General features: G+C 43.8%; 22 protein-coding genes. 9 read left to right on the top strand and 13 right to left on the bottom strand.

The window, feature by feature from the left end:
* Positions 1–74: 74 nt before the first annotated feature.
* Positions 75–1445, bottom strand: a complete 1371-nt coding sequence (locus MHN32_RS07265; protein ID WP_174170234.1) for a Gfo/Idh/MocA family oxidoreductase — start codon at positions 1443–1445, stop codon at positions 75–77.
* A gap of 255 nt (positions 1446–1700) precedes the next feature.
* On the opposite strand from MHN32_RS07265, the gene agaR reads away from it, so the two are divergent.
* The 7 genes from agaR (at position 1701) to MHN32_RS07300 (ending at position 9882) form a co-directional block, all read left to right on the top strand.
* Positions 1701–2471 (top strand): transcriptional repressor AgaR, encoded by a 771-nt coding sequence (gene agaR, locus MHN32_RS07270; RefSeq protein WP_235368357.1) that lies wholly within the window; start codon positions 1701–1703, stop codon positions 2469–2471.
* Between the two features lie 11 nt (positions 2472–2482).
* Positions 2483–3772: a D-tagatose-bisphosphate aldolase, class II, non-catalytic subunit gene (locus MHN32_RS07275; protein ID WP_239421395.1), complete on the top strand. Its 1290-nt coding sequence runs from the start codon at positions 2483–2485 to the stop codon at positions 3770–3772.
* Entirely contained in the window at positions 3769–4887 is a 1119-nt protein-coding gene (locus tag MHN32_RS07280; protein WP_045987836.1) for an SIS domain-containing protein, read from the top strand. The genes MHN32_RS07275 and MHN32_RS07280 overlap by 4 nt, the downstream gene beginning before the upstream one ends.
* Positions 4884–5792, top strand: a complete 909-nt coding sequence (locus MHN32_RS07285; protein ID WP_239421396.1) for an ROK family protein — start codon at positions 4884–4886, stop codon at positions 5790–5792. Before MHN32_RS07280 ends, MHN32_RS07285 begins: the two co-directional genes overlap by 4 nt.
* Positions 5785–6936, top strand: coding sequence for an N-acetylglucosamine-6-phosphate deacetylase (gene nagA / locus MHN32_RS07290; protein WP_235368360.1), 1152 nt, complete (start codon positions 5785–5787; stop codon positions 6934–6936). The genes MHN32_RS07285 and nagA overlap by 8 nt, the downstream gene beginning before the upstream one ends.
* 224 nt (positions 6937–7160) lie before the next feature.
* The gene (gene fusA, locus MHN32_RS07295) at positions 7161–9248 is read left to right on the top strand and encodes an elongation factor G (RefSeq protein ID WP_095728810.1); all 2088 of its coding nucleotides are present in this window, start codon (positions 7161–7163) and stop codon (positions 9246–9248) included.
* A 244-nt stretch (positions 9249–9492) separates the two neighbouring features.
* Complete coding sequence (locus MHN32_RS07300; protein ID WP_235368361.1) at positions 9493–9882, top strand: hypothetical protein; 390 nt, start codon at positions 9493–9495, stop codon at positions 9880–9882.
* Positions 9883–9929: 47 nt separating this feature from the next.
* Here the strand turns inward: MHN32_RS07300 and hemB are convergent, their stop codons facing one another.
* The 11 genes from hemB to MHN32_RS07355 all read right to left on the bottom strand — a co-directional run bounded on the left by hemB (position 9930) and on the right by MHN32_RS07355 (position 19635).
* Positions 9930–10940 carry a porphobilinogen synthase gene (hemB, locus tag MHN32_RS07305; RefSeq protein WP_235368362.1) on the bottom strand — a complete coding sequence of 337 codons (1011 nt, stop codon included), beginning with the start codon at positions 10938–10940 and terminating at the stop codon, positions 9930–9932.
* Between the two features lies 1 nt (position 10941).
* Entirely contained in the window at positions 10942–12780 is a 1839-nt protein-coding gene (locus tag MHN32_RS07310) for a diguanylate cyclase (RefSeq protein WP_235368363.1), read from the bottom strand.
* Positions 12781–12788: 8 nt separating this feature from the next.
* Positions 12789–13565: a TatD family hydrolase gene (locus MHN32_RS07315; protein ID WP_235368364.1), complete on the bottom strand. Its 777-nt coding sequence runs from the start codon at positions 13563–13565 to the stop codon at positions 12789–12791.
* On the bottom strand, positions 13565–14065 hold the full coding sequence (locus tag MHN32_RS07320) for a hypothetical protein (protein ID WP_239421397.1): 501 nt from the start codon (positions 14063–14065) through the stop codon (positions 13565–13567). The genes MHN32_RS07315 and MHN32_RS07320 overlap by 1 nt, the downstream gene beginning before the upstream one ends.
* Positions 14062–14805, bottom strand: a complete 744-nt coding sequence (gene tatC / locus MHN32_RS07325) for a twin-arginine translocase subunit TatC (protein WP_010606880.1) — start codon at positions 14803–14805, stop codon at positions 14062–14064. Before tatC ends, MHN32_RS07320 begins: the two co-directional genes overlap by 4 nt.
* Before the next feature lie 110 nt (positions 14806–14915).
* Complete coding sequence (tatB, locus tag MHN32_RS07330; protein WP_010606879.1) at positions 14916–15227, bottom strand: Sec-independent protein translocase protein TatB; 312 nt, start codon at positions 15225–15227, stop codon at positions 14916–14918.
* A 6-nt stretch (positions 15228–15233) separates the two neighbouring features.
* Positions 15234–15470, bottom strand: coding sequence for a Sec-independent protein translocase subunit TatA (gene tatA, locus MHN32_RS07335; protein WP_010376470.1), 237 nt, complete (start codon positions 15468–15470; stop codon positions 15234–15236).
* A gap of 60 nt (positions 15471–15530) precedes the next feature.
* Positions 15531–17135: a ubiquinone biosynthesis regulatory protein kinase UbiB gene (gene ubiB, locus MHN32_RS07340; RefSeq protein WP_211867286.1), complete on the bottom strand. Its 1605-nt coding sequence runs from the start codon at positions 17133–17135 to the stop codon at positions 15531–15533.
* Position 17136: 1 nt separating this feature from the next.
* The gene (locus MHN32_RS07345; RefSeq protein ID WP_206473458.1) at positions 17137–17751 is read right to left on the bottom strand and encodes an SCP2 sterol-binding domain-containing protein; all 615 of its coding nucleotides are present in this window, start codon (positions 17749–17751) and stop codon (positions 17137–17139) included.
* Between the two features lie 8 nt (positions 17752–17759).
* On the bottom strand, positions 17760–18515 hold the full coding sequence (ubiE, locus tag MHN32_RS07350; RefSeq protein ID WP_010376465.1) for a bifunctional demethylmenaquinone methyltransferase/2-methoxy-6-polyprenyl-1,4-benzoquinol methylase UbiE: 756 nt from the start codon (positions 18513–18515) through the stop codon (positions 17760–17762).
* Positions 18516–18633: 118 nt separating this feature from the next.
* Complete coding sequence (locus tag MHN32_RS07355) at positions 18634–19635, bottom strand: GGDEF domain-containing protein (RefSeq protein WP_239421398.1); 1002 nt, start codon at positions 19633–19635, stop codon at positions 18634–18636.
* A 384-nt stretch (positions 19636–20019) separates the two neighbouring features.
* Between MHN32_RS07355 and MHN32_RS07360 the strand changes: the two genes are divergently transcribed.
* Complete coding sequence (locus tag MHN32_RS07360; RefSeq protein WP_010606875.1) at positions 20020–21801, top strand: DUF885 domain-containing protein; 1782 nt, start codon at positions 20020–20022, stop codon at positions 21799–21801.
* A gap of 74 nt (positions 21802–21875) precedes the next feature.
* Here MHN32_RS07360 and mtnK read toward each other — a convergent pair whose 3' ends face one another.
* The gene (gene mtnK, locus MHN32_RS07365; RefSeq protein ID WP_239421399.1) at positions 21876–23078 is read right to left on the bottom strand and encodes an S-methyl-5-thioribose kinase; all 1203 of its coding nucleotides are present in this window, start codon (positions 23076–23078) and stop codon (positions 21876–21878) included.
* A 120-nt stretch (positions 23079–23198) separates the two neighbouring features.
* Between mtnK and mtnA the strand changes: the two genes are divergently transcribed.
* Positions 23199–24230 (top strand): S-methyl-5-thioribose-1-phosphate isomerase, encoded by a 1032-nt coding sequence (mtnA, locus tag MHN32_RS07370; RefSeq protein ID WP_239421400.1) that lies wholly within the window; start codon positions 23199–23201, stop codon positions 24228–24230.
* The last annotated feature ends 70 nt before the right edge of the window (positions 24231–24300 follow it).

Here is a 24300-nt window from a genome sequence, read left to right on the forward strand (position 1 = left end):
TGCGCCCGCTTTATGGGCGCTTATTCAGGCATTGTTAGTACTTGCTATAGATAGCGTATTTAACCTCTGGTTAGTTATGTGACAATGCCTAGTGGTGCTGCAGTGCGCCATGTGCCCCTGGTGAAATCCGGGAAGTCCTTGCTATTACTTCTGTCTGCAACTGAGTCCATTGAAAGAGGGAAGACCGCTGACCAAGCAGCTGCGTCGTAAACATCCTGATCTAGCGGCTCGCCATTACGAAGGCAGTAAATAATGCGCCAGAACATTAAGAAATCCATGCCACCATGGCCGCCATTGCGCTCTGCTTCAGCTCCCATTTTTTGCCAAAGTGGATGGTCATATTTACCGTACCAATCATTCATGTCGTAATCCCACTCGTGAAAGCTCTTACTCCCGCCGTTTTCAAGCGCGATGCGGTTGGGGAATCCTGCAAATACGCCGTTAGTACCTTGAATTAAATTATGGCGGGAGTAAGGGCGTGGGGTAGTGGTATCGTGCTGTACCATAATCGAACGACCTTTGATGGTTTTAATGATGCTGGTGTTCATATCTCCAGCAATATAGCTAAGTTGGTTTCGTTCATGATTTGCTGGAAATTCACGTTTAGCATAGGCTGCACGACCAAGCGCTGGTGAACTCATGGAGGAGATATAGTCGAAGCGATCGCCACGGTTGATATTCATATATTGAGAAACCGGGCCTAGACCATGGGTTGGGTAGAGGTTACCGTTACGTTTGGTATGCCAATGTGTGCGCCATGAGCCAGTTTTATGCTCAATTTCTTTCATTTGCCAACGAAGTTCATGGATATAAGCTGCTTCACCGTGCAGTAACTCACCGAATAGCCCTTGGCGAACCATGTTTAATACCATCAGCTCGTCGCGACCATAGCAAACGTTTTCCAACATCATGCAGTTCTTTTGCGTGCGCTCTGCGGTATTTACCAATTGCCACGCTTCTTCTATGGTTACTGCTGCTGGCACTTCGACCAAAGCGTGTTTGCCACTTTCCATTGTGTCTACCGCCATAGGCGTATGCCATTTCCAAGGCGTAGAGATGATCACAATATCAATGTCATCGCGCGCCAACATGCGGCGATAGTCCATATCACTCTTGCCGTAAGTCGCAGGTTTTGGTAAACCCTTGTCGACAACAATTTTAACGGCTCTATCGACGACTGCTTGGTGCGTATCGCAGATGGCCTTGATCTCGACACCGTCAAGATGGCAAAAGTGCTTTACCGCGCCAACACCACGTTGACCTACACCAATAAAGCCCACTCGCACGACATCCAGTTTCGGTACGACTAGACCTTGAACTGAATTTCCTTGTGGCTTTGGTGTAAGCGGCGTCTTATTATTGTTACTCGCGCAGCCAACCACTGCGCTTGTTGCTGCGATAGCAGCCATTGATTGAAGAAATCGCCGGCGGTTTAGATCACCCATAATAACCTCTTAGTTGTTCACTCTTGTTGTTAAAAACGAAATGTTATTTTTTGGTTATTATTACGGCAGTTTTATTTTGAACGCAAGAAAAATATCTTTCATATTCTTTCGGTTTGTTTTCAATGTGTTTCTAATTTAACTTTAAATCCTTATAAAACAGGTGTTTATGTTTGTTTTTGTTTAAAGTTAAAAAAATAAATTGAAAGCAAGTGAAAGCTGTGTAGACTAAATTCAACCAAAACGAAAGGAGGTGTCATGCTGAACACCATCGAAAGACGCCACGAAATCGTTCAACTCGTTGGTCAAACGGAACGAGTAGAAGTATCTGAGCTGGCAGAACAATTTGGTGTATCAACCGTGACGATCAGAAATGATCTCAATGCCCTGCATGAAAAAGGTTTGTTGGTTCGCTCTCATGGTGGTGCCGTTGCGAGTTCTAGGTTAACCAAAGAGCTCACCATAACGGAAAAGCACGATCATCATCACCAAATGAAAGTCGAGCTTGCAAAGTTGGTGGCGGGCCTTATAGGCAATGATGAGTCTATAATTCTGGACTCTGGAACCACCACTGAAGAGGTTGCGAAGCAACTTACCGCGCATCAACAGCTAGTGGTGATGACCAATGGTCTTAACGTGGCGCAAGCGCTCGTTGCAGCCGATGGCGTTGAAGTGTTGATGACTGGAGGCTCACTGCGTAAAAAGTCGCTGTCGTTTTATGGCAGCCATGCAGAAGATCAGCTAAAGCAATATCACTTTGACCGTCTGGTGCTCGGTGTTGATGGGTTCTCCGTTGATGTTGGTGTAACAACACACTTTGAACCGGAAGCTGCGCTTAACCGCGAGATGTGTAAGGTTGCAAAGCAAGTCATAGTGGTGACGGACTCCAGTAAATTCGATCGTAAAGGTGTACACCGTATTATCGCCTGCGAAGAAATTGACGTTTTGGTAACGGACAGTGGTATTCCAGCTGATGTTCATCAGCAATTGGTTGCCGCCGGAATTGAGGTACATTTAATAACGTCTTAAGAGGTGATCATATGCGGCGTTTTCAAGCCCTAATCGAAGCCAATAAATCAGGGAAAAACTCAGGCATTTATGCCATTTGCTCAGCTCACCCTTGGGTGCTAGAAGCGTCGATAAGATATGCCAAGCAGGAAAATACGCTGCTATTAATTGAAGCCACGGCCAATCAGGTTAATCAATTTGGCGGTTACACCGGGATGCGTCCCGCGGATTTTATTGTCAAAGTCGAAGAGATGGCCGACGAGCTTGGTTTTGATAAGCAGTTACTGATTTTTGGCGGTGATCATTTGGGACCAGTCTGTTGGACGAGTGAAAATAGCCAAGCCGCAATGGCCAAAGCGTGTGACTTAGTCGCTGAATACGTGAAGGCTGGTTTTAAGAAAATTCACTTAGATGCCAGCATGCCCTGTGCTGACGATCCTGACGTGTTAAGCGATGATATTGTAGCTAATCGCGCTGCCTTGTTGTGTCAAACAGCGGAAGCAGCCGCGATTGCGACGTTTGGTCGTAGTGATATTGTTTATGTGATTGGTACTGAAGTTCCCCCTCCTGGTGGCGCTGATGAACAGATTGACAGTCTACAACCGACCAGCCAAGTTGCTGCGCAAGAAACCCTAGCTTGCCATCGTGAACTCTTTGCAAATAAAGGATTAGCGGATGCTTGGCAACGCGTGGTTGCAATGGTGGTGCAGCCGGGTGTCGAGTTTGATAACACCCAAGTTTTTGACTACAAATCGAATGAAGCGAGTGCATTAAAAGATTTTATTCGTACCGTTGACCGTATCGCTTTCGAAGCGCATTCGACAGATTATCAAACTGCAGGCGCTTATCAGTCGTTGGTTGCTGACCACTTTGCCATTTTGAAAGTCGGGCCTGAATTGACCTTTGCGCTGCGCGAAGGATTATTCGCGCTTCACCATATTGAAAAGCAATTACTACCCTATGTTCATAGTCAGTTTGTTGAGGTGGTGGACGAGGTCATGCTGGCAGAGCCTACGAGTTGGCAGCGTTTTTATCACGGCGAGTCACAGCAACTCCGTTTCTTGCGTCAATTTAGCTTTAGCGACCGTATTCGCTATTACTGGCATCAAGACGCGGTGCAAAAGGCGTTAGCAACTATGCTCGAAAACCTAGCGCAGCAGACTTTATCATTGCCGCTTATCAGCCAATATTTTCCAGAGCTATATCAACAAGTACGCCGTGGTGAAATAGAAAGGGACGCCAAAGCGTTGGTGATTGCCAAAATTCAGCGTGTTGTGGCTCGCTATTCAAATGCGTGTTTTGCCATGGAGAAAGCGTCATGAACACTTTGCTAGGACACGAAATTGCGCAATTAAAAACACGAAATGCCTATTGGACAGCAAAAGAGATCACCCAGCAGCCACAGATGTGGCAAGAAACCGCTCAATTAGTCGCGAGCATAAAGCCTAGGCTTTTGGTGGAGTTAGCTCCTTTTCTAGATGACCCAGATACTCAGGTTATTTTGACGGGGGCGGGTACATCCGCTTATATCGGTGACGCTATCGCCACTCATCTTAATGCACACATGCGCCAAAGTGTGCGGGCTGTGAGCACAACTGACTTAGTTGCTGCACCACGACAATACCTAGCGACGGATAAACCTTGTTTATTAGTATCTTTTGCTCGCTCTGGCAACAGTCCAGAAAGTGTGGCGGCCGTAGAGTTGGTAACACAGCTGGTTAGTAACAGCCAGCACCTTTTTATCACCTGCAACCGTGATGGAAAGTTGCATCAAGCAGCGCAGCAGGCAAGCAATGCAACAAGTATATTGCTACCAGAGCCTACGCTTGACCAAAGTTTTGCAATGACGAGTAGCTATTCGTCAATGATGGTTGCAGCGCTACAATTTTTTGCGGCGGATGACGGCTCCGTGGATAAGTTGATCAATGCAGCGCAAAGCATGTTAGCTGCGACAGAGCAGCAAAATATCCGTGCATTTGCACAACAACCATTTGAGCGTTTGGTGTATCTAGGCTCAGGTTGCTTACTGGGATTTGCAAAGGAAGCTGCGCTAAAAATGCTTGAGTTATCGGCAGGCCAAGTAATGAGCGTGAGCGAGTCACCGCTTGGGTTCCGTCATGGTCCAAAATCACTTATCAATAGCAAAACTGTCGTGGTATGTTTTATCTCAAGTGATGGTTATACCAGCTTGTACGATCAGGATTTAGTTGCTGAATTGCAGCGTGACGGTACAGCCATGACGGTGCATTCACTTTGTCCTAAAGTGCCACCACTAGAAGATGTGTGGCAAGGATTACTGTATATGTTGTTTGCACAGCAGTTAAGTTTCTATAAAGCGCTGAATCTCGGTATTTCACCGGACAATCCTTGCCCGTCGGGGGAAGTGAATAGAGTCGTGCAGGGCGTAGTCATTCATCCATTTGGGAGTGAAGTATGATTTATGGAGTGGATGTTGGCGGGAGCAAAATTGAAATTGCGGTGTTTGATGAAAAGCTACAACGCTTAGAGTCTTGGCGTGTGGCGACACCAAAGCACAGTTATGAGGCGTTTTTGGCGCAAATCGTCACTTTGGTGCAGCAAGCCGATGACAAATATGGTTGTAAAGGACAGGTTGGTATTGGTATGCCGGGGATAGTAAATGCGCAGCAGCGCGTGCTATCAGCAAATGTCCCTTGCGCCAATGGCAAAGAAGTTAAGGCTGATCTCGTTGCAAAACTGGTACGGCCCATCGCGGTCGAAAATGACTGCCGTTGCTTTGCGTTATCAGAGGCCAGTCTTGGAGCCGGTAAGCAATATCAAAAGGTCTTTGGGGCAATAATAGGCACCGGTGCTGGAGGCGGGTTTTGCATTGATGGTGCGTTGTATAAAAGTGCCCAAGGGATCGCCGGTGAATATGGCCACCATCCGCTTTCTGCGGTGTTACAGCAAAAATATCACCTGCCTATTTTAGCGTGTGGCTGTGGGTTGCAAGGGTGTTTAGAGCGCTATGTCGCAGGTCCAGGGCTTGCCGGTTTGTATCAACATTTCACTACGCGGAAGCGTTCCTCAGAACAAGTTATCACAGCGATGCGGGCTGGAGAAAGTGAAGCAATCCATGCGTTTAATTGCTATATGGATCTGTTGGGCTCGGCGTTTGCAAATTTAATCAAAGCATATGACCCTGAAGTTATCGTGCTTGGCGGTGGCATGTCGCTTATCGATGAACTTGTAGAGACGCTCCCAAAAGCCATCGAACCTCATGTATTTTCAGCGGTGTCAGTACCAGATATTGTTAGAGCCAAGCATGGTGATGCAAGTGGTGCATTAGGCGCGGCCCTATTAGGGAGCAAAGTGCATGCTTGAACAGCTTCGTTATATTCGGCCCCGTCGTATCTATACCCCTACCAGCGTCCTTGAAGCGCGCGTTGCGGTAATAAAAGGTGAGCGTTTTCACGCGATTATTCCAGCGGCGGAAGCGCCTGATAATACCGAATGTTATTCTAATTTAGATATGTGGCCTGGGTTAATTGATTTGCATATCCATGGCCGAGAGGGGTGCGATGTTATTGATGGCAAACTCTCCAGTATAGAAACTATTAGCACCTCGTTGCTCAAACATGGCGTCACTGGCTTTTTGGCTACCACGGTGACGACTACGTGGCCACAAACTATTGCAGCGATGAAGGTTATTGGAGCCGCCTATAAGCAAAAGATGCCAGGTGCTCAGGTGCTAGGCGGGTATAGTGAGGGCTTGTTTTTTAGCGAGAAACACAAAGGTGCCCATAACGAAGCTTTCTTTAAGCCGCTAGATGAAGCCTTAATTGATGAAATGATTAGCGCGGCTGATGGTGCGCTTAAAGCGGTGGCACTCGCGCCCGAAAAGGCTAATGGCGTTAAGATGACACAGTACCTAAGTAAACATGGGGTGCGAGTGATGTTAGGTCATTGTGATGCGGATTTTGCGCAAACCAATGCCGCTTTGGCACATGGGGCCTGCGGCGGGGTCCACGTGTTTAACGGCATGCGCGGCATTCATCACCGTGAGCCGGGCTGTGCTGGTGCGTTGTTACTTGATAGCCAAGCTTTGGTGGAAGTGATTGCCGATGGTATTCATTTACACCCTGCGATTTTACAGTTGATCTACCGCCTCAAAGGTCAGCATAAGGTGGCCTTGATCAGTGATTGTATTAATGCTGGTGGCCTTAAGGATGGTGAATATCAATTGGGTGAAATGCCAGTTGTGGTTAAGGATGGCGTGGCGAAAACTCACAGCGGCAGTTTGGCCGGCAGTACACTAACACTTGAAAAAGCAGTGAAGAATTTAGCCGAATTGGCCAATATTCCGCTTCTAGAAGCCATCAATATGGCAAGTTTAGTACCCGCAACTTATTTAAATATGGACAACGAACTTGGTAGCATTGAAGTGGGTAAAATAGCGCATTTTTCTTTGCTAGATGATGCCTTCCAAGTCCAGCATGCCAACTTGTTCGGAAAGCAGATATTTTAAACAAAAACCCAAGCTCACCGCCCTGAAATTGACAAAATACAATGGAATTTTCTTAAATACAGCGGCCTAGCAGTAAGCGATACGGTAAAAATGGGTCACAAAGTTTCGCATTAGAAACTTTTTCGCGAATTGATTGCATTTTAGACGACTTCAAGGATGATGTTCGCTACAAGAGGTGATATACTCCCGCCGAATAATTTTTCTACTTTAAATAGAGTAAAACAATGGCAGATTTATCGAAATACAGAAACATTGGTATTTTCGCGCACGTTGATGCGGGTAAAACTACCACCACTGAGCGTATTCTAAAGCTTACTGGTAAAATCCACAAAACTGGTGAAGTACACGACGGTGAGTCTACTACTGACTTCATGGAGCAGGAAGCTGAGCGTGGTATTACAATCCAATCAGCAGCGGTAACTTGTGAGTGGAAAGGCCACCGTTTAAACGTTATCGATACTCCTGGACACGTTGACTTCACAGTAGAAGTATACCGTTCACTAAAAGTACTTGATGGTGGTATCGGTGTATTCTGTGGTTCTGGTGGTGTTGAACCACAATCAGAAACTAACTGGCGTTATGCGAACGAATCAGAAGTTGCTCGTTGTATCTTCGTAAACAAACTAGACCGTATGGGTGCAGACTTCTACCGCGTAGTTGATCAAGTTGAGAAAGTACTTGGTGCTAACCCACTAGTGATGACGCTTCCAATTGGTATCGAAGACCAATTCTGTGGTGTTGTAGACGTACTTGAGAAGAAAGCATACGTTTGGGATGACACAGGTCTTCCTGAAAACTACGAAGTACAAGACGTTCCTGCAGACATGGTGGACAAAGTTGAAGAATACCATGAAATGCTAGTTGAGTCTGCTGTTGAGCAAGACGACGACCTAATGGAAGCATACATGGAAGGTGAAGTACCTTCTATCGAACAAATCAAAGCGTGTATCCGTAAAGGTACTCGTGATCTTGCGTTCTTCCCAACTTTCTGTGGTTCAGCGTTCAAAAACAAAGGTATGCAACTTGTACTAGACGCTGTTGTAGATTACCTACCTTCTCCTACAGAAGTTGAGCCTCAGCCACTAACAGATCCTGAAACAGGTGAGCCTACTGGTGAAGTAGCAACTGTTGACGCTGATGCGCCACTTAAAGCGCTTGCGTTCAAAATCATGGACGACCGTTTCGGTGCGCTTACGTTCATCCGTATCTACGCTGGTCGCATGAAGAAAGGTGACACTATCCTTAACTCTGCAACTGGTAAAACAGAGCGTATCGGCCGTATGGTTGAGATGCAAGCGGACGAGCGTACTGAACTTACTGAAGCACAAGCGGGTGACATCATCGCTGTTGTTGGTATGAAGAACGTTCAAACAGGTCACACGCTATGTGATCCTAAGCACGAGTGTACACTTGAAGCGATGATCTTCCCTGATCCAGTAATCTCAATCGCTGTTGCACCTAAAGATAAAGGTGGTAACGAGAAGATGGGTATCGCGATCGGTAAGATGGTTGCAGAAGATCCTTCATTCCAAGTTGAGACTGATGAAGATTCAGGTGAAACTATCCTTAAAGGTATGGGTGAGCTTCACCTAGACATTAAGGTAGATATCCTTAAGCGTACATACGGTGTAGACCTAATCGTTGGTCAGCCTCAGGTTGCTTACCGTGAAACTATCACACAAGAAGTTGAAGATAGCTACACGCATAAGAAACAGTCTGGTGGTTCTGGTCAGTTCGGTAAGATTGACTACCGTATCAAGCCTGGTGAAGTTGGTTCTGGCTTTACATTCAAGTCTACAGTTGTTGGTGGTAACGTTCCTAAGGAATTCTGGCCAGCAGTTGAGAAAGGCTTCAAGTCAATGATGGACGAAGGTGTACTAGCGGGCTTCCCAGTACTAGACGTTGAAGTTGAGCTATTCGACGGTGGTTTCCACGCAGTTGACTCGTCAGCAATCGCGTTCGAAATCGCTGCTAAAGGCGCATTCCGTCAGTCTATCCCTAAAGCGGGTGCACAACTTCTTGAGCCAATCATGAAAGTTGACGTGTTCACGCCAGAAGACAACGTAGGTGACGTAATTGGTGACCTTAACCGTCGTCGCGGTATGATCAAAGACCAAGAAGCTGGCGCAATGGGCGTTCGTATCAAGGGTGAAGTACCACTATCTGAAATGTTCGGATACATCGGTCACCTACGTACTATCACGTCTGGTCGTGGTCAGTTCTCAATGGAATTCTCACACTATGCACCATGTCCAGCAAACGTTGCTGACGCGGTAATCGCAGCTGAGAAAGAGAAAAAAGCAGCTAAGTAATTAACTACTTATTTTGCATAAAAAGGTCGCCTTTGGCGGCCTTTTTTATTTTTAAATTCAATGCATTACTGCGTTAATGCCCTATCTAAAAGTCGTCACGATTATTTCATGTTTTATTAATTTTAAAGTTCTTGCTTTAGGAACATTGGCACTTTATCATTAGCTTTTCTTCAATAAATTGGGTCACGTTATTGCGTCGAGGGCTCAAATTTGATTGTGGTTGGGTAAATAAAGGAGATACTCAATGAGAACCCTAGAGTTGGAAATAAACTGGCTTTTCTACGTGCTTACTTTGTCGTTGATCTGGCTTGGTAATGAGCTGTTTTCTATCTTGGCTATTCCCTCATCATTATTGCAAATAGTTACATTAATTTTACTGTTGTTTACTCTAACAACATTGGCACTATCATTAACTGGAAAGCGTTTTCTTCATATAGATAAAGTGGGAGTTAGCTATAACTTTTTTGGTAAGACTCATTATATCCATGCGGAACATATTCAGGCGATTAGGTTACGCTCCTTAGGTGTTTTAAGTATCCCAGAAGTGTATCTTGATGACGGTCGTATTATTCGCTTCTTTAGTTGGAAAATGAATGGTGATGAGCTTTTAAAAGCAGAAAGCTTGATTAGGTAAGTTGAAGCTGTGCAGGTGAAAATTTCACCTGCTCCAAATAATGACGCTTACTTCTCGTTAAGCCAAATAGCAGCTTGCTTTGCAAAGTAAGTCAAAATACCATCTGCACCAGCACGCTTAAATGCTAGGAGAGACTCCAGTACAACAGGCTTCTCAGCCAACCAGCCGTTATCAATTGCAGCCTTATGCATCGCATATTCACCACTGACTTGATAAGCGAATGTTGGTACTCCAAACTCATCTTTAACGCGTCTGACAACATCTAGATATGGCATACCTGGTTTTACCATCACCATATCAGCACCTTCTTGTAAGTCCAAAGCCACTTCACGTAATGCTTCGTCAGAATTAGCAGGATCCATTTGATAGGTTTTCTTGTCTGCACCTTTAAGGTTGCCCGCAGAGCCAATCGCGTCGCGGAAAGGGCCATAATAACTCGATGCATACTTGGCAGAGTAGGCCATAATACGAGTATGGATAAAGCCGCACTCTTCAAGTGCTTCACGAACAGCGCCAATTCGGCCATCCATCATATCGGAAGGGGCGACGATATCGGCACCTGCCTCTGCATGCGAAAGCGCTTGTTTGACTAGTACTTCCACGGTTTCTTCATTCATGACATAACCATCTTCATCTAAGATACCGTCTTGACCGTGCACTGTGAATGGGTCTAGTGCAACATCAGTGATCACACCGAGCTCGGGACATGCTGCTTTGATTGCACGGATGGCTTTTTGTGCAATTCCTTCTGGATTGTATGCCTCTTCAGCGAGCAATGTTTTTTGCTCTGCTGGTGTTACCGGGAACAAGGCGACAGCAGGAATACCTAGCTCTACTAATTGTTTGGCTTCCTCAACTAATAGATCAATAGATAAACGCTCAATACCTGGCATAGATGGGATCGCTTCACGTTTAGACTCACCATCAAGCACAAACACTGGATAGATTAAATCGTTAACCGTTAGCGTACTTTCGCTCATTAGACGTCTTGAAAAATCATCGCGGCGCATTCTACGCATACGAGTAAGGGGGAAAAGATCGAGTCCTGATTGAGCCACGTTAGTTCTCCTGGTTAGGTTTGAAAGTAACAACGCGATTACGGCCTTGTTGTTTTGCTTGATACAAGGCTTTGTCTGCATTGTCCGTATAAAGTTGTGGGTTATGCGGATCGCAAACCACAGCGCTGTATATACCAGCGCTAGTGGTCATATTTAATGTGTTTTCCCCAAGTTTGATATTGAGCTCTTGGGTTGCGATTCTTAATCGCTCAGCTACTTCACGTGCGCCATCTTCAGCTGTATTTGGGAGAAGTAAAATGAACTCTTCACCGCCATAACGGAACACTTCGTCATGCGGTCGCCGTAAGTGTGACTTAATTAAATTGGCAAATTCGCAAATAGCCTGATCACCAGCCAAGTGGCCATATTTATCGTTAATTTTTTTGAAGTGATCGATATCAAAAATGACGAGGCTCAGTACTGTCTGCTCCCGTCTTGAGCGTCGTACTTCCATTTGTAAGCGCTTATCGAAGTAACGACGATTTTTCACTTTAGTGAGTGGGTCTTCCATGTTCATCCGTTCTAGTTCTCGATTTTTATCTTCGAGTTCTCGTAACGTGACTTGTAGCTCAAAAGTGCGCTCCTCAATATTGGATTCTAAATCATATTGTGCTTGTTCTTGGAGTTTGAGCTTCTCTTTTAATAAGGCATCTTCAGCTTGGGTATGCGCCAATCGTTGTTGTTGCTTAACCAGTTTTTCGTCTCTTTGAAAAATGTAAAGGCGTACTAGTAAATAGCTGAGTAAAGTCGCTTCTATCGCAAAAATACCAAAGTACCCCAAGTGATTTAAAAAGCTTCCAGACTGAACACCGAGTTCAACTGTAAATGGGTAGCTGATCACAATAAAGTGGCAAAGTGCAATCGCAATTAAGATATTGCGGTTTTTATCGCTAAATCGGGTAAGTATGTAGATAAGTATTAGTGCGATAATAAAACTGATACTTTGAGCTAATAAAAGTGACTGAGAAACTGGCAGAAAAGCGGTTATTACGAACAAACTCACTATGACCGCAATGATTCTTTTACGTGTAAGCAGAGGGTGAGCGAGTAACCTTCTTTCTGCGCAATAACTAGCAGTAGGCAACAGTAGTATACTGAGCAGCAAAGTCATGACACCTTGGCCATACTGCTGGAACCACTGCCAAGTAGAATACAAGTAGCGGTAGCCAAAGCCATAAATATGAGCGTTAAATAGCCAGATTATAGCGATGAATAAAGTTGCGCATAGAAAGTAACTTCTTTTGGTAACAAAATAAAGTGTGGCATTAGTTAAAGCGAGTGCTAATACAAAGCCTGCTAAAATCCCAAAAATAAGATTAAATTTACTCTTAAATTGAAGGTATTCGTTAGGCTCCCAGATAGCAATAGGTGCATTGAACACACCATCATCATTGATTTGCAAATATAAATGGCTTTGCGTTTGTGGCTGTAGCTCAAGTGGAATGACTAACGACTCATATTTAAGTGGTCGTCTTATCAGTGGTAGCGCATCACCCATATCAAGAGTAAATATAGGATGGTTTGGTTTAACATGATAAGCAGTCACCGCATCAATGAGGTTATTGTTTATACTGACTAACACCGGTGTGAGAGCGTTATTCGCGTTGTGTATTGTAATCTTTAACCATAAAAATTTCTCAACAGGCCGGAGGCCTTTTGGAACTTGAATGCTTTCATGCCATTCGGCTGGGGCTGCAAGCAATTTAGCTAAAGAGGCGTCTTCACTCAGTGTATAACTTAACTTTATTTGGTGCTCTACCTTAAATGACTCAGAAATAGTCACAGTAGAAAATGCGGCGGAGCTGAATAACAATAAAAGTAAAGATAACACAATGCGCATTATTGGTTTTACCTCACAAACAATTGTTTAAAATTGGTAGTGGTTGTGGATATAACTTCTGAAATGGGACATTGTTTTAAGCGTGCAATTTGCTCAGCTACATAGGATAAGTACATTGGTTCATTGCGGCGAGATTTAGGTTTTGGGCTAATTGTTCTTGGTAGTAGGTACGGCGCGTCTGTTTCCAAAAGTAAACGGTCAAGAGGTATGTATTGAATGAGCTCTTGCAGCGTTGTGCCTCTACGTTCATCGCAAACCCAGCCTGTGATGCCAATCATTAGTCCGTAATCTAAGTAATGGCGCAGTGCGGTACGGTCACCAGTAAAACAGTGTAGTACTCCTTGAACTTTAACTTCTTGCAGTAGCGCAAATAGCGCATCGTGCGCATCTCTTTCATGTAGATACACTGGGTAGTTAATAGCTTCTGCTAGCTGCAGTTGCGTCAAGCACACGTTTTGTTGTATTGGCCTTGGTGAAAAGTCGCGATTAAAGTCCAAGCCACATTCACCAACAGCAATAGCCTTGTTGCTACTTTTTAAAAGAGTGAGGAGGTCATCGTAGAGCGTGTCAGGTGCATCTTTGGCATCGTGTGGGTGGACACCTGCTGTACAATAAAGTTGGTATTGCTCAGCGAGTGAAATACTTTGCTCGCTGCTTGTTAAATCGCAGCCAATTGCTAGCATAGATTCTATGCCTGCTTCTTTGGCTCTAGTAATTACCTCGGCCAAGTCGGATGAAAATTGCGAGCTGGTGAGGTTTACACCAGCATCGATCATCTTGTCCATTAGTTAACTCGTTTAACTCGCGTTGTGCGGTTTGAACCCGCTTTTTTCATCAAAAATGAGCCGAAAGAAGCACGCTCAATAATTAATGTGTCGCCCTCGTTGGCAAAAAAGGTCTCTGATGAAACTTGTCGCCATACTTGGCCATTGTCTAGAGTGAAGACCATTTTATTACGGCCTTGGGTAGAGGTTTTAACTAGTTTAGCCGTAATTTCTTCGATTTCTTCGCTTGCTGCTTTAACTTTATGCTCTAAGCCAAAACCATCTTCTTTCGACTCTATTTTTTCTACGCTTCGCGCTTCACTTACCTTATTTTTACTTGTGATTGCTTTGCCAGACTGCGCTTCAGTGATTGGTTTATTTGCAATCACATTGTCATAGCACATGAGCCGCTTAAAATCATTCTCAATCAGGGTACAAGCTTGTAGAGCCTGTGTATTGTTCGGCTTTGCAGCGCAAAGAGAGGTAAAGCCAACTGCAAACAGTATCATGGTTTTTTTCATTCTTCTGACTCCTGTTGTTGTGGTTTAGTGCTATAAAATCTGGCTAGAATGAGCCCCAACTCAAACAAGAGTAGCATAGGTAGTGCCAATAAAGTTTGAGATAGAACATCAGGGGGGGTTAAAAACATTGCGATGACAAAAGCACCAACGACAACATAAGGCCGTTTCTCTTTTAAACTCGCAGGGGTTGTCATACCACTCCAACATATAAGCATGATGGCAACGGGAATTTCAAAGGCGATGCCAAAAGCAAAAAATAGCTTCAGGATAAAGCCAAGATAACTGCTAATATCTGGTGATAATGTCATCATCTCCGGTCCCACACTGGTAAAAAAACCGAGAATGATAGGCATGACAACAAAGTAGCAAAAGGCAATCCCGCCATAAAATAGTAGTACACTAGAAAGTAATATCGGTATAAGCATCCGCTTTTCATGCTTATATAAGCCTGGTGCGATGAAGCCCCACACTTGATGTAAAATAAATGGCACTGCAGCGAATAACGACACGAATAATGTTAGTTTAAAGGGGGCAAAAAACGGTGCTGTAACATCTGTTGCGATCATTGTTGTATTGCTAGGCAAGCTATTTACTAGCGGCGCCGCAACAAACGCATAGATATCATTGGCGAAATACACCAAGGAAACAAAGATAACGAAAACGCTCATTAACGCTCTCATTAAGCGGTTTCTTAACTCAACAAGGTGAGCTATAAATCCACTCTGGGCTGATTCTGTCATGTAACTTGACTCGTACGAATATAATGTCAATTGGATAAGAGAAAAGGTACTGCTGGATGTCTAAATATCCAAAACTAGAACCCATTCTAACTATCTAACTGGTAGATTGATTAGTCTTTATTTTTATTATTTTCGGTTGATTTATAAGAATGTCTGACTGATTCAGCCGCTTCCTGTAATTCTTGAACGGATTGCTTGAGTTCGGGGGCCAAATCTTGCATTCCCTGTTGTTCCGCTTTCTTTAAATTATTATGTAGCTCGTGAACGCGTAACTCTTCACTTACTTCAGCTTTGACTGAATTAGCGACAGACTTTACCGTTTTTATCCATCTCGCTACGGTGCGGATTGCAACGGGAAGACGTTCAGGGCCAAGTACAATTAGACCGACGATAAGAACGACCACTAACTCCCACATACCCATGTTGAATTACACCTTATCTTTTTCTTTCTCTGATACAGGTTGTGCTTGCTCAGTTGTTGTATTTTTTAACTTTTCTGGCTCAGAGTCGGTCGCAGTTTGCTCATCCGATACCGCCTTTTTAAAGCCTTTAACTGCACCGCCTAAATCACTACCAATACCGCGTAGTTTTTTAGTTCCAAATAACAAAACAATGATGGCTAAAATAATAAGTAATTGCCAAATACTGATCCCACCGAATCCCATAATAACTCCATTGATACTTACTGCTTATGAATAATGATTATACGCCTAGCGAGCAAAAAATCACCCTGTTTTACGCCATGCGCCAATAAATACTAGCACGGCAATAATCGCAAGTAGGCTACTTGCGACAGGTTTGTCAAAAATAAAGCTCAATCCCGATATTATTGCAAAACTACTCGCTGCTAAGCCTAACAACAGCGGCTTTGTAGCAGTATCTGCTTTTTGTGTGACAGGTGGAGGTGGGCGGCGCTTGAGATTTTGATAAATCAAATCTGGCAGTTCAGGCATTTTTTCAGCCCAAAATGGTAAGTTTGCATATAGCTTTTTCGCCACCGCGAAAGGGCCTACTTGCTCTTGTACCCAATGCTCTAAAAATGGTTTTGCTGTTTTCCACAGATCTAACTGCGGATAAAGCTGACGCCCTAGACCTTCTACATACAGCAGGGTTTTTTGCAATAATACTAATTGTGGTTGCACTTCCATGTTGAAGCGCCTTGCCGTGTTAAACAAATTCACTAGCACATGGCCAAAAGAGATTTCTGCAAGCGGCTTGTTAAAAATAGGTTCGCATACGGTGCGAATGGCAAACTCAAACTCTTCTACGCAGGTATCTGCAGGAACCCAGCCAGAGTCCACATGAAGCTGTGCCACCTGACGATAATCACGATTAAAAAAGGCGATAAAGTTTTCGGCCAAATACCTTTTATCTTCACGGTTTAAGGTGCCGACTATGCCGCAATCTATGCCAATGTACTTAGGGTTATGAGGATTTTCACGAGCGACAAAAATATTGCCAGGATGCATATCTGCATGGAAAAAACTGTCACGGAAGACCTGTGTGAAAAAGACTTCCACGCCGCGCTCGGCCAGCAATTTCATATTGGTGCCTTGCGCTAACAAGGCTTCGGTGTCTGAAACCGGAATACCGTAGATGCGTTCCATCACCAGCACGTTTTTACGTGAATAATCACTATATACCTCAGGGATATACAGTGAATCTGAGTCTTCAAAGTTGCGTCTGAGTTGAATTGCGTTCGCGCCTTCTCGCATCAAGTCTAGCTCGTCGAGTAAGGTTTTTTTGTATTCCCTAACAACTTCCACTGGGCGCAGACGTTTTCCTTCGCTGAGTAAATTGACAACGATTTTAGCGAAACGCTCCATTAAAGAGAGATCGGCATGGATTTGTTTTTCGATATCGGGACGAATAACTTTGATCACGACATCCTTCAGATCTTCTTTGTGTTGTAGCTTGGCAGCATGCACTTGCGCTATTGAGGCTGAAGCCAGCGGTTTTGATTCAAATTCAGCAAAGTATTCATGAATATCGTCGATTTCTAGCGCTTGTTCAATGAGCTTTTGTGCCATCGCGGGGTCAAATGGTTGAACTTGATCCTGCAAAAATGCAAGTTCTTCGGCAATATCTGGTGGCAGTAAATCTCGACGGGTCGAAAGCATCTGGCCGAACTTGATCCATACCGGTCCCAATGTTTGTAGCGCCAGGCGCAGACGTGTGCCTACTGGTTTGTCTTTATGTTTGTTGCGCAGCCAAAACAAACTCGCTCGAGCGAGTTTACCGTACCAAGGCTGCTTATGCGCAGGGACGATTTCGTCTAAACCATAGGTTAAAAATGTTTTGGTGATCTGATGCAAGCGAAGTAAAGACAACCTAATTTCCTTTGTTTTGCTGAAGTAATGCGCTGAGGCGTTGATTTAAACTTTCGACTTGATTGTTTAGGGTTCTCACTTGCTGCTTAAACTGTTGAAACTCGAGCGGATGGGGTGCAACTTTCAACTCATCTTGAAATAACCCAGTTAGTGTTGCCTTGGCTACCTGCCCATCTTGCTTTGCGCGATGTGCTAACTTATGAAAGGTATCTACGGCAACTTGTGCGGGTGCATCACCGACATATTTGGCGAGGTGCTCCGCCCAATCAATATCAAGTGTTGCCAACGCACTACTATATAGTTGTGCTAGTGCCAAATCCCCTTCAAGGTCGAGCTTATCTTGACGAATAAGCGCAGTGAGTTGGCTTGGGTCTTTGAGTTCAAGCAAGGTTGGTAAATCGGCACTAATTGAACAATCGGCTTCGCCATCAAAAGGGCATAGTACGTGAATGTTAATGCCTGTGTAAGTCACAGCTAAACAAGTATTTTGATCTCGAATATCAACACTGAGTACTTTGTGTTGGCCTTTACTTAGCACATGCTTTAGCTCAGGTGAGAGTTTAAGGCCTTTGTTTAAAGCCGTCTCAAGTACGGCGCCAAGTAATGAAGCTAACACAGCAACTCCTAGAATTTAAAGCCGCGATGAAGGGCGACGATGCCTCCGGTCATATTTTGGTAGTCAGTTTGTTCAAAACCGGCTTCATCCATCATGGATTTTAGCGTTTCTTGATCTGGGTGCATGCGAATAGATTCTGCAAGGTAGCGATAAGACTCACTGTCATTTGCAACTAATTTGCCCATTGCAGGTAATAGTGTAAATGAATACATATCATACAGCTTTGCCAGCGCTTCATTATCTGTCTTTGAAAATTCAAGTACCAGTAAGCGTCCACCTGGCTTTAGTACTCTGTACATTGAGCGCAATGCTTTATCTTTATCAGTTACGTTACGTAAACCAAAGGCAATAGTGATGACATCAAAAGTATTATCGTCAAATGGTAGCATTTCTGCGTTCATTTGAACGTATTCAATATTGCCAACAAGTCCCGAGTCGCGTAATTTTTCGCGGCCGACTTTAAGCATTGAGTCGTTAATATCACCTAAAACAACTTGTCCTTTATCACCAACTAATTCGCTAAATCTTGCGGTTAAATCACCCGTACCGCCAGCAAGATCAAGTACTTTGTGACCAGCGCGTACACCTGAGCAGGCAATAGTTTGACGCTTCCACAAACGATGGATACCGAATGACATCAGATCATTCATGATGTCGTATTTTGCAGCTACAGAATGAAATACGTCTGCAACCATAGAGGCTTTTTTGTCGGTCTCGACTGTTTTGTATCCAAAGTGGGTAGTATTGTCTTGTGACTCTTTCATGTGGGTTCCATCATTACTCTGCAACTATGCTTGCTAGTGTACTTGATTGGTAGCCGTAGGTGCAATTTCTTATCCGTGTTGTATTGTTGAAAATGCAAACAAAAGAGGATATTGCGGATCAGTGACTAATATAACAGTGTTGGCCGAGAGAATGTGCCTTCTGTGCAGCGTAACCTGCGCGTTTTGCCAACATATTAAAGTCTTGCTCTGGTGCAAGTTGGGCTATCCCAAGGGCCAGAGACACATTAGGTAATGGAATTTTCCCTTTCGCGCTGACAAACTTTAATCGCTCAACACCTTTACGCACTTTTTCCGCGATAACACTCGCGGTATCTAAATCTACATCGGCAAGGATAACCGTGAATTCTTTTTTTCCTGTGCGACCAGGTAAGCCGCTTTCAACGACATAACGTTTGATATTATTGGCGATACGATTAAGCACAACTTCACCCACAACATCACCAAACCGCGTTGAAAACTCGTCAAGGTTATCAACTTGGATAGAAAGCGCACAGACGGATTTTTGCTGCGATTGCCATAGGGACACTTTTTGATGAAGATAGTGACGCTTATAAAGACCCGTTTGTGGGTCTAACAAGTGTTGTTTACGTAAGTCGAGTAGTAACTTTTGATTACGTTCATAATCTAAACGCGATTTTATTAACGCTTGTTTAAATTGTTTGTGCTGTTTTAGCAATAGCTCAGTTTGTTTGGTGAGTGTTGATAGTGCGCGCTTACTCTTTTGAATGTTGTGTTCATCTAAATTATGCACACATTGACTGACTTGTTGGGCAAAGCGAATAACCTGCTTTTGAGAGGTTTCTGCATTTTCGTGTAATTCAGTCACCAAAGAATCAACACCTTCAAGCAATTCAGATTGTGTTTTTTGTCCTTGATCTAGAAACTGATAGTAGAGTTGCTCAATGAATACACAGTCTATTTTTGTGTGCGCTTTGACGGCTTTGTTGATGGCACAGTCGAGATCTTTGTTCGTGGCGCTAATATGGGTATAAGCAACCTGATAATTTAAAGGCGTGGGCGGCAAATGATGTTGCTCTAAAAACAGGCACACCTGTGTCATTTTTTCTTGGGCAACAGCCATGGGATCATGGAACATCATTTCATTTACCACAACAATTAATTATCAAACGTTAATGAACTACCACCAACTCCATCGGTGTAACTCTTGTCCTAATTGCACTAGACCTACATTAATCTGTATCGTCCGAATTTAAAAGTAAAAAATTTGTCTTTGAAATAGAAAATTTACATTTTTTTGTTGAATTGCTGATTTTCTCATCAATTTTTACTAGGTTGAGTAAATTGTATTCGATCTGAGATATTCGTGATTCTGTCGAATTAAGTTGCATCTGTTACGGGACTCTCCTACTTTGACTAGCAGAAAGTTCATTTCACCATAACAAAGCTCAGAGCGATGGATAATCATTATTTTTTGGCTATTTTATCGCGAGCTGAGTAACAACAACGTATCGAGGAAGTCAGCGTGTTATCACCAAAATTAAAGCTGTGGACTAAGCGTTCAAGCGTCGCCGTTTATTTAACTGTCGCCTTATCAGGTTGTGCTATTACCGGAAGTGACAATAACGCTGAGTTTACTCAAATAGCTGGCAGCGTTATGAAATTTAGAAGTGATAACAATGCCTATGGTCGCAGTGATACAAAAGTAGAGTTTCTGCTACCAAACCTCAGTGCAGAAAAGTTGGCGACCACAAATCAGCAGCGTCTACAGTTCTTGGCTCAGCTCGACAATATCGACACTTCAGCGCTAAGTGAGGAAAATCAAATCAATCTCACTATTTTGCGTGCACAAGTGCAGAATAGCGTCGATGAGTATCGTTTTCATAGTCACTATATGCCGCTCACCTCTGAATATGGTTTTCATTCCGGTCTGTCTTTTATGATCTCGAGTCATGACTTTAAGAAACGTGCTGGTTACGAGCTATATTTAGCACGTTTGCAGCAAGTTCCTCGTTATTTCAAGCAAAATATCGACTGGATGAAAGAAGGTATGGCGATTGGTCTGACTCAGCCGAAAGCTGTGCTTGAAGGTTATGAAAGTTCTATCGAAGCCTATATCGTTGATGATGTGACAAAATCTGAGTTTTATGGCCCGTTTACACAAAACCAAGCGGGTTTACCTGATGCTGAATTTAAAGCGCTGCAACAGCGTGCCAAAAAGATTATTCAAGGTGATGTGATCGCTGCATATCAAAATTACCTTAATTTCTTTGTCAATGAGTATCGTCCTGCGGCTAGAACTGAAATTGGAATTTCTTCGACACCAAATGGTGAAGCGTTTTATGCGAATCGTGCTAAATACTACACCACCACGAATATGACGCCAAAAGAGATCCACGAGCTTGGTCTTAAAGAAGTGGCTCGGATCCGTGCAGAAATGGAAAAAATCATTAAAAAAGTGGGCTTTAAGGGGTCTTTTGCCGACTTTGTGCAGTTCTTAAGAACCGATCCACAGTTTTATGCTAAAACCCCCGAAGCGCTGCTTAAAGAAGCTGCATATATAGCAAAGAAGATGGATGCCCAGCTACCTAAGCTATTCCATACATTACCAAGAAAGCCATACGGTGTCGCTCCAGTGCCTGCGAGCATTGCACCTAAATATACAACCGGGCGTTACTCTGGTGCACGTAGCGATACTGATGCTGGCTATTATTGGGTAAATACCTACGCTCTGGATAAGCGCCCGTTGTATGTATTAGAAGCATTGACTCTACATGAGGCCGTGCCTGGTCACCATTTGCAGATCTCCTTGAATGCCGAGCTTGATTATCTACCGGAATATCGTCGTAACGAATATATTTCTGCTTTTGGTGAGGGATGGGGGCTATATTCTGAGTTTTTGGGTATCGAAGCCGGGTTTTATCAAGATCCTTACAGTGATTTTGGTCGCTTAACCTACGAGATGTGGCGAGCGGCTCGTTTGGTTGTAGACACTGGCATGCATATGTTTGGTTGGAGCCGCGAGCGAGCGATGAACTTTATGAAAGACAACACTGCATTGTCCTTACATAATGTTAAAACGGAGACTGATCGTTATATCTCTTGGCCGGCTCAAGCGCTGTCATACAAAATTGGTGAACTAACCATTAAGCGGCTACGTCGCAAAGCAGAAAAAGCACTGGGCGATCAGTTTGATATCCGTGAGTTCCACCATCAAATCTTACGTCATGGTTCTGTACCATTGTTTGTGCTTGAAGATCAAATCGACAAATATATTGAAACCACGATGAATCAAGCACGTAAGTAATCGAGATTATCCATTTAATAAAAAAGCCCAAAGTAAAGACGTTGGGCTTTTTTGTTTTATTAGCCTAAGCTAGTTTAGTTTACAAAACTAATAATTAGCTGATACACATCATCAGTCGTTCGGCATTTATTGGCATTAATGATGAGCTGTTCACCTAAGTGCAGCGCTCGCTGTTGTGCCGCTAAGCGTGCATCTTCATCTTCAATCGCATCTATGTCCGCAACATGTGCGAGACCAATGGTGCGGCGGATCAATTCACACCCACAATAACCAACCGCGTCTTGCAATACCTTAGTGAGGAAGTATTCCGCGTAGCCATCTGCTTGCAATGACAGGTCGCGTGTTTGTGTTTTTGCCAGTTCAAGCCAAGTTACATAGAAGTTAGATAGGGTGGTGGCGATACTATCGAGTAAATACACTTGCATATTTCGACGTTTTGGCAGAGCGTTAATACGAGCATGTTGGGCACAGTAGTTGAGCAATAAATTGCCGATAAATGAGCCTAAATCAAAGCCAATGGGGCCAAAAAAGCCAAACTCAGGATCGATTAGCTTAGTGTGCTTGGCATCGACGAAAATACTACCAGTATGGACATCACCGTGGAGCAAGGTTTCTGGAGCATTGAGAAACTGGGCTTTGAGCTTTGCCACTTCAACTAATAACGTCTTATTGTTTCTTAGCATTTCCACAGACGATTGCAATGCGGCTGGAAAGTTGTTTCTTTCAGCATCGCGGTATGGGTCGTCGAAGAACAAATCTTCAGTGATTGCGCACAGCTCAGGATTAGTAAACTCGGTGACTAGGGCTTTCTTTTCACTCGGTGTTAAGTAAAAACTTGAGTGATAAAAGCTGGTTTTTGCTAGGTAATTTGCGACGTCTTTGCTGAGTCTTGCAAAGGTGTTCGCTTGGTTTAATTCACCGCGCAAAATGCGTAGATGACCAAGATCTTCCAACACAGTTACCGCAAGCTCTGTATTGTGGTGCAGCACTTTTGCTGTGGTATCTGGGCAGATCTCACCATGGCGTTGTAACACACTAGCTTCAATTCTGGCTCTGTCTAACGTCAGTGGCCAGCTCTCACCCACACATCGAGCGTAAGGCAAAGCTTGCTTGACGATGATGCTATTTTCTTGCGTATCTTGCACGCGGAAAACCAAATTCAGATTGCCATCACCAAACTCATAACAAGATAAGGTTGCATCTTTATCAAAGAAACTTCCTAAATTAGTAATGTAATCAATAACTTTTTCTGCATCAAATGCAATGTAGCTCGACATGTTTCTGCACCTTGTGGATATTTGCTATTGGCATTCTATATTTTTAAATGTTTAGATGTCTATACTTCTTTAGATCTTGATGTAAAATATCATTAGTACACTTTGAAAGAGCGGGATGTCATGAAAACCTTAATTGCACGTAGTCTTAAATTCGAATCGGGCGTGGTACAGGTATTGGATCAATACTTACTGCCACATCAACAGGTGTGGCATGAATGCCGCGACGTTGCGACGATGAGCGAGCTAATTCTGACACTTAAGGTTCGCGGTGCTCCGCTTATTGGTTTAGCGGCAAGTTTGTTAATTGGTTATCTTGCCGAACAGGGAGAAGGTAAAGACACAATTGCTCGTTCGATAGATGAACTTGAAGCAACGCGTCCTACAGCGGTGAATTTAATGCACTGCATGGCGAGATTGCGTGAAGCGTTACAAGCGAATGATTGGCAACAACAAGTGATCACAACCGCTGAACAGTTATTTGAAGAAGACACTGCGCTATGCGACCGTATGGCAAGCATAGGTGCAGAGCTTGTGAATGCGGGAGACAATATTCTTACCCACTGCAATACTGGCGCACTGGCAACGGCAGGTGTAGGCACCGCACTTGGCGTAATTCATCATGCTGCAAAACAACATGGTGACATTCATGTTTGGGTTGATGAAACTAGGCCACTGTTACAAGGTGGTAGGCTCACCGCGTTTGAACTAGATGCATGGCAAATCCCATACACGCTAATCTGTGACAATATGGCTGCGAGTTTAATGGCGGCGGGTAAAGTCGATAGAATCTTTGTGGGGGCAGATAGGATTGCGGCAAACGGTGATTTTGCGAATAAAGTCGGCACTTATAATCTAGCAGTGTTAGCCCATTTCCATAATATTCCTTTTTATGTGGTTGCCCCGATCACAACATTAGATAGCAGCTGTCCAAATGGCGCAGCCATTCCAATTGAACAACGTGCCAAAAGCGAAGTAACTGGTGTCAGTGGCAGCTTTGGTGATTGCCAATGGGCACCCAACAATGCTGAGGTATATAACCCAGCATTCGATGTTACACCAGCGAGTTTGATCACCGGATGGGTGTTGGATACTGGATTATTTACGGCTGAGGATGTTGCCAAGGGAGAGTTTTACAAAGTTAAACATTTGTAAATTATACACTACCGAAGTGACTAAACTCTTGTTACAATGTACCCATTAAAGTGATGACTATTTTTAATAA

Source organism: Pseudoalteromonas sp. Of11M-6 (assembly GCF_022347905.1).
Classification (GTDB): Bacteria; Pseudomonadota; Gammaproteobacteria; order Enterobacterales; family Alteromonadaceae; genus Pseudoalteromonas.

What these genes read in the sequence shown, in the direction of transcription:
- MHN32_RS07315 (WP_235368364.1), bottom strand. Translation starts at nt 13,565, where the DNA reads ATGGACAAGATGATCGATGCTGGTGTAAACCTCACCAGCTCGCAATTT.
- MHN32_RS07285 (WP_239421396.1), top strand. Translation starts at nt 4,884, where the DNA reads ATGATTTATGGAGTGGATGTTGGCGGGAGCAAAATTGAAATTGCGGTG.
- MHN32_RS07275 (WP_239421395.1), top strand. Translation starts at nt 2,483, where the DNA reads ATGCGGCGTTTTCAAGCCCTAATCGAAGCCAATAAATCAGGGAAAAAC.
- fusA (WP_095728810.1), top strand. Translation starts at nt 7,161, where the DNA reads ATGGCAGATTTATCGAAATACAGAAACATTGGTATTTTCGCGCACGTT.
- MHN32_RS07280 (WP_045987836.1), top strand. Translation starts at nt 3,769, where the DNA reads ATGAACACTTTGCTAGGACACGAAATTGCGCAATTAAAAACACGAAAT.
- tatA (WP_010376470.1), bottom strand. Translation starts at nt 15,470, where the DNA reads ATGGGATTCGGTGGGATCAGTATTTGGCAATTACTTATTATTTTAGCC.
- MHN32_RS07310 (WP_235368363.1), bottom strand. Translation starts at nt 12,780, where the DNA reads ATGCGCATTGTGTTATCTTTACTTTTATTGTTATTCAGCTCCGCCGCA.
- agaR (WP_235368357.1), top strand. Translation starts at nt 1,701, where the DNA reads ATGCTGAACACCATCGAAAGACGCCACGAAATCGTTCAACTCGTTGGT.
- ubiE (WP_010376465.1), bottom strand. Translation starts at nt 18,515, where the DNA reads ATGAAAGAGTCACAAGACAATACTACCCACTTTGGATACAAAACAGTC.
- MHN32_RS07355 (WP_239421398.1), bottom strand. Translation starts at nt 19,635, where the DNA reads ATGATGTTCCATGATCCCATGGCTGTTGCCCAAGAAAAAATGACACAG.
- MHN32_RS07300 (WP_235368361.1), top strand. Translation starts at nt 9,493, where the DNA reads ATGAGAACCCTAGAGTTGGAAATAAACTGGCTTTTCTACGTGCTTACT.
- MHN32_RS07265 (WP_174170234.1), bottom strand. Translation starts at nt 1,445, where the DNA reads ATGGGTGATCTAAACCGCCGGCGATTTCTTCAATCAATGGCTGCTATC.
- tatC (WP_010606880.1), bottom strand. Translation starts at nt 14,805, where the DNA reads ATGACAGAATCAGCCCAGAGTGGATTTATAGCTCACCTTGTTGAGTTA.
- nagA (WP_235368360.1), top strand. Translation starts at nt 5,785, where the DNA reads ATGCTTGAACAGCTTCGTTATATTCGGCCCCGTCGTATCTATACCCCT.
- mtnA (WP_239421400.1), top strand. Translation starts at nt 23,199, where the DNA reads ATGAAAACCTTAATTGCACGTAGTCTTAAATTCGAATCGGGCGTGGTA.
- mtnK (WP_239421399.1), bottom strand. Translation starts at nt 23,078, where the DNA reads ATGTCGAGCTACATTGCATTTGATGCAGAAAAAGTTATTGATTACATT.
- tatB (WP_010606879.1), bottom strand. Translation starts at nt 15,227, where the DNA reads ATGGGTATGTGGGAGTTAGTGGTCGTTCTTATCGTCGGTCTAATTGTA.
- MHN32_RS07320 (WP_239421397.1), bottom strand. Translation starts at nt 14,065, where the DNA reads ATGAAAAAAACCATGATACTGTTTGCAGTTGGCTTTACCTCTCTTTGC.